General features: G+C 48.1%; 6 protein-coding genes. 3 read left to right on the top strand and 3 right to left on the bottom strand.

Annotation, left to right across the window (positions count from 1 at the left end):
• Positions 1 to 252: 252 nt before the first annotated feature.
• Positions 253 to 552, bottom strand: coding sequence for a ferredoxin (locus tag RMO35_RS13330; protein WP_309741787.1), 300 nt, complete (start codon positions 550 to 552; stop codon positions 253 to 255).
• Positions 553 to 936: 384 nt separating this feature from the next.
• On the opposite strand from RMO35_RS13330, the gene RMO35_RS13325 reads away from it, so the two are divergent.
• Positions 937 to 1,947, top strand: coding sequence for a Gfo/Idh/MocA family oxidoreductase (locus RMO35_RS13325; RefSeq protein ID WP_309741786.1), 1,011 nt, complete (start codon positions 937 to 939; stop codon positions 1,945 to 1,947).
• Between the two features lie 118 nt (positions 1,948 to 2,065).
• Here the strand turns inward: RMO35_RS13325 and RMO35_RS13320 are convergent, their stop codons facing one another.
• Both RMO35_RS13320 and RMO35_RS13315 read right to left on the bottom strand, forming a co-directional pair.
• Positions 2,066 to 2,692, bottom strand: coding sequence for a response regulator transcription factor (locus tag RMO35_RS13320; RefSeq protein ID WP_309741785.1), 627 nt, complete (start codon positions 2,690 to 2,692; stop codon positions 2,066 to 2,068).
• Positions 2,689 to 4,563: a GAF domain-containing sensor histidine kinase gene (locus RMO35_RS13315; RefSeq protein WP_309741783.1), complete on the bottom strand. Its 1,875-nt coding sequence runs from the start codon at positions 4,561 to 4,563 to the stop codon at positions 2,689 to 2,691. The genes RMO35_RS13320 and RMO35_RS13315 overlap by 4 nt, the downstream gene beginning before the upstream one ends.
• A gap of 217 nt (positions 4,564 to 4,780) precedes the next feature.
• On the opposite strand from RMO35_RS13315, the gene RMO35_RS13310 reads away from it, so the two are divergent.
• Together RMO35_RS13310 and RMO35_RS25365 are read left to right on the top strand one after the other, a co-directional pair.
• Positions 4,781 to 5,521: a type 1 glutamine amidotransferase domain-containing protein gene (locus tag RMO35_RS13310; RefSeq protein ID WP_309741782.1), complete on the top strand. Its 741-nt coding sequence runs from the start codon at positions 4,781 to 4,783 to the stop codon at positions 5,519 to 5,521.
• Positions 5,522 to 5,524: 3 nt separating this feature from the next.
• Positions 5,525 to 5,662: NAD(P)-binding domain-containing protein (locus RMO35_RS25365; protein WP_396135666.1), on the top strand; the 138-nt coding region annotated here is incomplete at its 3' end.

The following is a 5,662-nucleotide window of genomic DNA, read 5'->3' as shown; positions in this document are numbered from 1 at the left end:
CTCTGGGCGCGGCTACTTGTGCTGTTGGCGTTGGCGTAGCGAAGCGTCTGTCTTGTCTTGATTCGCTAAACCCTCGGGAAACCCGAGGAGCGCGAATCGCTGACCCAAAGCCATGGGTCGGGAACCTCCGCGTGATTTGGGTCGCTCCGTAAGGAGAAGTACGCCAACGATTTTGACTCCTAAAAAGATAGGAGCGAGGAATTAGCTTAATTCCACACTCCTAAACTATTAACTCTAGATTTAGACTAGATCTTAGTAGAGTTGTTCTTCTTGGTGGGTCATGATGGTGCAGTTGGACTTAGGATAAGCCACACAAGTCAAGACGTAACCTGCTTCGATTTGGTCGTCATCTAAGAAAGATTGGTCGGATTGGTCGATTTCTCCAGCAGTGATTTTACCAGCACAAGTAGAACAAGCACCCGCACGGCAAGAATAAGGAAGATCGATCCCTTGCTCTTCGGCTGCGTCTAAAATGTAGGTGTCATCAGCTACATCGATCGTGGTGTTTAGATTTTCAGCTTCGTTGATTAATGTAACTTTATAGGTTGCCATGTCAGATTGATTCCTCTCTATTTCGTTTAAAGATGGCGGATGCGGGTATATATCTCAGTTAAGCGATCGGGAAGACTGCCCAACTTATTGCCCTAGTTTTCAGCTCTATCTGAATACTAAGGGAAAACCTTACCATCTGTATCTATAAGTCCTGCTAAAGTCGAATGGTATTCGTAATCAAATTGCGAGAATCCATCCTAATTACTTATATCTCGGCACTGTCGCCGAGATTGACGAATGGCTGCAAGCTATCGCTAATAACATTTTGCCGCAACAAAAAACCCCGAGTGAGGGGTTGAATAGTAGACTAGGACTGTGGCGATCGAATTTTCCCGCTTTCAATTTGGATGTTGGTTCGCTGGGTTTGTAGTATTAAAAAATCTTATGTCTAAAAGTGCTAGTTACGGAGAAATTAATCTGCCACTGCGGGTGGGAATTGTCGGGACGGGATTTGCCGCGAAGATCCGCGCTCAAAGCTTTGCTGCTGAAGATCGCACGCAATTAATCGCTGTCTCTGGGCGCAATCTCGAACGGACGGCAGAATTTGCCCAGAGTTTCAATATCGTCGCGGTGGCTGATTGGCAAACGTTAATTCAGATGGCAGATCTCGATCTGATCCTGGTAGCAACGATTAACGGCGATCATGGGGCGATCGTCCGCGCGGCGATCGAGTCTGGCAAGCATACAATTGTCGAGTATCCCCTCGCACTAGACTGGCGCGAAGCTAGCGAAATTGTCGCCCTCGCTGCGGCAAAAAAAGTCTTGCTCCATGTCGAACATATCGAACTCTTGGGCGGACTCCATCAAACGATGCGCGCATGGCTCGATCGCGTCGGTGCGGTCTATTACGCCCGCTACAGCACGATCGTCCCTCAGCGCCCCACGCCCGAAAAATGGACTTTTCATCGCTCTGAGTTCGGATTTCCCCTGATTGCGGCTTTATCGCGGCTCCATCGCTTCACGGATCTGTTTGGCTCGATCGAGAGCATCAATTGCCATAATCAATATTGGGGCGGTGTCGGCGATTATTACCAAACTTGTCTGTGTAACGCGCAGTTTAGGTTTAAGAATAATAGCGCGATCGGCGAAGTCGTCTATGGTAAGGGGGCAGGCTTATGGCAAGGCTCCCGCAAGTTTGAAGTACATGGGGAAAATGGTGGGTTGATATTTGATGGTGATGAAGGGGTCTTTATTCAAAATGGCACTACTACCCCATTGGATCTGGGCGCGCGCAAGGGTTTATTTGCCAGAGATCTAGAACTCGTTCTCGACCACCTCATCGATGGTAAGCCAAATTATGTGACGCCTGCGGCTAGTCTCGCAACGCTACGGGTTGCTGAGGCAGCGCGGATTTCTGCCGAAACTCGACGGACAGTAGTGGTGGACACGGTGTAGGCTTTATTGTAGAGCGAGTGTCGCGATCGAATATCTATGTCTTATGACATAATTACTGGTGGATTATGACACTAGCTAGTATGTTATGTTTAGCAATCTCGAACTGCTTGAAGATGATTTACAAGTTAGTAATACCACGTTTAATGGCAATAACTACTGCTTGAGTTCGATCGCTTACTCCCAGCTTAGTGAAAATATTATTAATGTGAAACTTAATCGTACTCTCGCTAATGCACAGATCGTTACACATTTCTGGATTTGTTTTGCCTGCGGACATCAGCCGCAGTACCTCCAATTCTCGATCGCTCAATTGCGGTTGGGACATCCGCTCGGCTAGTTTAGCACCGACGGCGGGGGGAATATAGCGGTGTCCGGTGTGGAGAGTGCGAATCGCATCGAGCAGTTCGCTCATTTTGGTGTCTTTAAGCAAGTAACCTTTTGCACCTGCTTGCAAACCGCGAAAAATATCTTCGTCGGTATCGTAGGTGGTTAGAATGGCAATCTGGGCGTTGGGAAATTCTTGGCGAATGGCAACGATCGCTTCTACCCCATTCATTTCCGGCATTCGCAGATCCATTAGAGCGACATCGGGTTGATGCTGGCGGAATAATGTTACCGCCTCAAGCCCCGTCCCTGCCTCAGCAATTACCTCCATGCCGTCGGTCAATTCCACCATGCGGACTAAACCATTTCGGACGATCGCATGGTCGTCAGCAATCAAAACTCGAATCGGAGCGGCAGTCATAGGGGTACCTGTACGAAAATTTCTGTGCCCTGTCCGGGTTGGGTCGTAATCCGCAGTTGACCGCCAATGCGATCGGCACGCTCGGAAATACTAATTAGACCAAAACCTTCGGTTTGCACCTGCGACGCGAAGCCAGTGCCATTGTCTCTAATGTACAGACTGACTTGGTGGGGTCTATATTCGAGTTCGATCGCGATCGTATTAGCTTGTGCGTGCTTGAGGGTGTTGACGATCGCTTCTTGACCGATCCGCAGGAGGTTAACGCCTAAAAAACTAGATAAAGGTGTGGGTGTGCCTACGATGTCAATTTGGGTATCTAAGTCCGTGCCAGCAGTCAGATTTTCGACACAATCGGCAAGTTTTTGGGCTAAATCGGCAAAGTCTTCATTTGCTGAATAAATCGACCACACCGAACGGCGGGCTTCGCCCAGTCCCGTCTGCGCGAGGCTAGTAATCCGATCGAGGATCGATCGGACTTCGGTGGAGTGTTGTGGGTTGAGGTATTTGACGAGTTCGAGTTGGACTGAAATACCTGTAAAGGTTTGCGCCAGAGTATCGTGAATTTCACCAGCCAAACGGTTCCGTTCTTCATAAATTGCCGCTTGCTTGGCTTCTTCGGCAAGTCGCGTAAATTGCACGACGAGGATTACTTGATGCGCTAAAGCTTGGGCTAATTCGATCTGCTCGGTGGCGATCTGATGTCCGCGCGGCAGCCGCACGACTAAGGCACCGATACATTTATTACCGAGTACTAGCGGAACATTAATTTGTTTGTACAAATTGTCTGGTGGCAGCCACTTAATATGTTTAAAATTGGGATCGGTGAGCCAATCTTCGGTAATGAAATATTGTTGGTGCGGCGGCAGCTCACCAGTTGACATCATTTCGGGCGGGATTGGGAACCCATCAACTCCCGAACGATCCGGATATTGCTGCAATATTTCGGCTCTATTATAAGTTCGTCCGTGCCAACTCATCATCCCAATGTAAGCAGTATCGTCTGGGTGGTACCAGTATTCGGCTAGAGGGGAATCAAATTGCTCGGCGATCGCATTTAATATCTGTCCTAAAAACTTCTCTAAACTTGTCTCTATAGCTAGATAATCGAGGGACTTTTTTAATACTTCATTGGCTTTTTTTAATTCGGCGGCACGAGCTTGTTCTGCTTGTAAAATTGCTTTGGTAGTGCGATCGCGTTGAATCGCACTCCCGATACAAGCTGCGATCGTCTTCAACACGGCAATTTCAGCCGGATTAATGCGAACTGGAGATTGACAATAATCGAGACATAACACGCCCCACCACTGCTCTTTCACCCGAATCGGCACCGAATAACTCGACTCGACTCCAACTGCTGCAAATGCGCTCCGCAACGGTTCTTCCCACTCCTCTAGTAGCCCACCAAATCCATCGCCATGTAAGTAGTATCGATCGAGAAATGTTTCAATGCCTGCGGTGTAAATGCGCCCCGATTCTAAATGAGACATTTGACGGATGATGTTGGGTTGCGCCCACTCGTAGATAACAGTGTGATATACGGGAAAGTTGGCTGGAGACTCACAGAAATTTTCTAGCACATTAATCCGATCGCAACCCGATCCTTCGCCCAGTATGCTCAAGGCACTATCGATCGCCTCATCGAGATGATCGAGGGTGAGCAAAATATTGGTAGCTGCTGATGCCGCTTCTAAGAGCCGATCTCGATTTTGGTGAATCCGATTATCTTCTAGCTCCACAGATCGAGAAGGAGCTGCCGAGTCGCGAATCAATCGATCGTTTTCCTGTCGAAGTCGCACTATTTCTGCTGATAACTCGCTAGTTTGCTGCTGGTATCGAGCTAACACATCCGGTTGCTCCTTGCTCGTAGCCATAAGCGCATCTGTGGTTGATGAATATTATCGAGGTTTCTAGCCCAAACCGAACCGATCGATCGCTTAGTTTTGACCTGTACCACAGTCTAGTTTATCCCCTGTCTACTGGTTTAGTTGATAACTAATCTAGAGCAGGGGGACATCTGGGTGTGGCTGTTGTAAATTCAATAAAAGTTTATTTTCAAATTGCTCTTTACCGAATCTGTCATGTTTTCTTATGAGCGCAAATCTCAACGCAGTCAGTTCTAACCCCAAACGGATTTTATTAGTTATTGCCAATCCAGGCACTTCGACCACAGTTGGCGGAGCAGTAGGTTTCTGGGCATCAGAACTCATCCATGCTTGGTATGAGTTTACCGAGCATGGCTACGAAGTAACGATCGCCAGTCCCCAAGGCGGCAAAGTAGAATTCGATAAAGACAGCGATCCGCGCGATCCAGGCGGTTATTCGGCGCACGATATTCTCAGCATGGGCTTCATCCATACGCCCCGCCTGATGAACTTATTAAATGACACCAAAAGCCTCAACGATGTCCGAGTCGAGAACTATGATGCGATTGTGGTTGCTGGCGGTCAATCGCCGATGTTTACTTTTCCCACAGAGACACGCTTGCATCAGTTAATTGCCGAGTTTTATGAAGCACAGAAAGTTACCGCCGCCCTGTGTCATGGTACTTGTGCTTTACTATTCGTTAAACTTACCGACGGCACACCCTTAATTGCCGGAAAAACGATGACGGGTTTTGCTAATGTTGAAGAAGATTTTGTCGATGGCTATGTCGGACAGAAGTTGATGCCATTTCGGATTGAAGATGAAGCCAAAAAAATCGGTGCGAATTTTATCACTGGTGGATTATTCAAAGCGTTTGTAACGCGAGATGGTCGATTAATTACCGGACAACAGCAATATTCTGGCAAAGTAACTGCCTTGGAAGTCATTCGTGCGCTGGGAGCATAAGCCATGAATATTGCATTTATCGGCAGCGGAAATGTGGGCGCACCGCTCGCAGATCGCCTCGAAAAACTCGGACATACGGTGACGATCGCCGCTCGCGATCCTGAGTCTAAATCAGTTCTGGAAGCGATCGGACGCAATTCC

Source organism: Chamaesiphon sp. OTE_20_metabat_361, from assembly GCF_031364565.1.
This window is presented reverse-complemented; position numbering and strand designations above follow the sequence as displayed.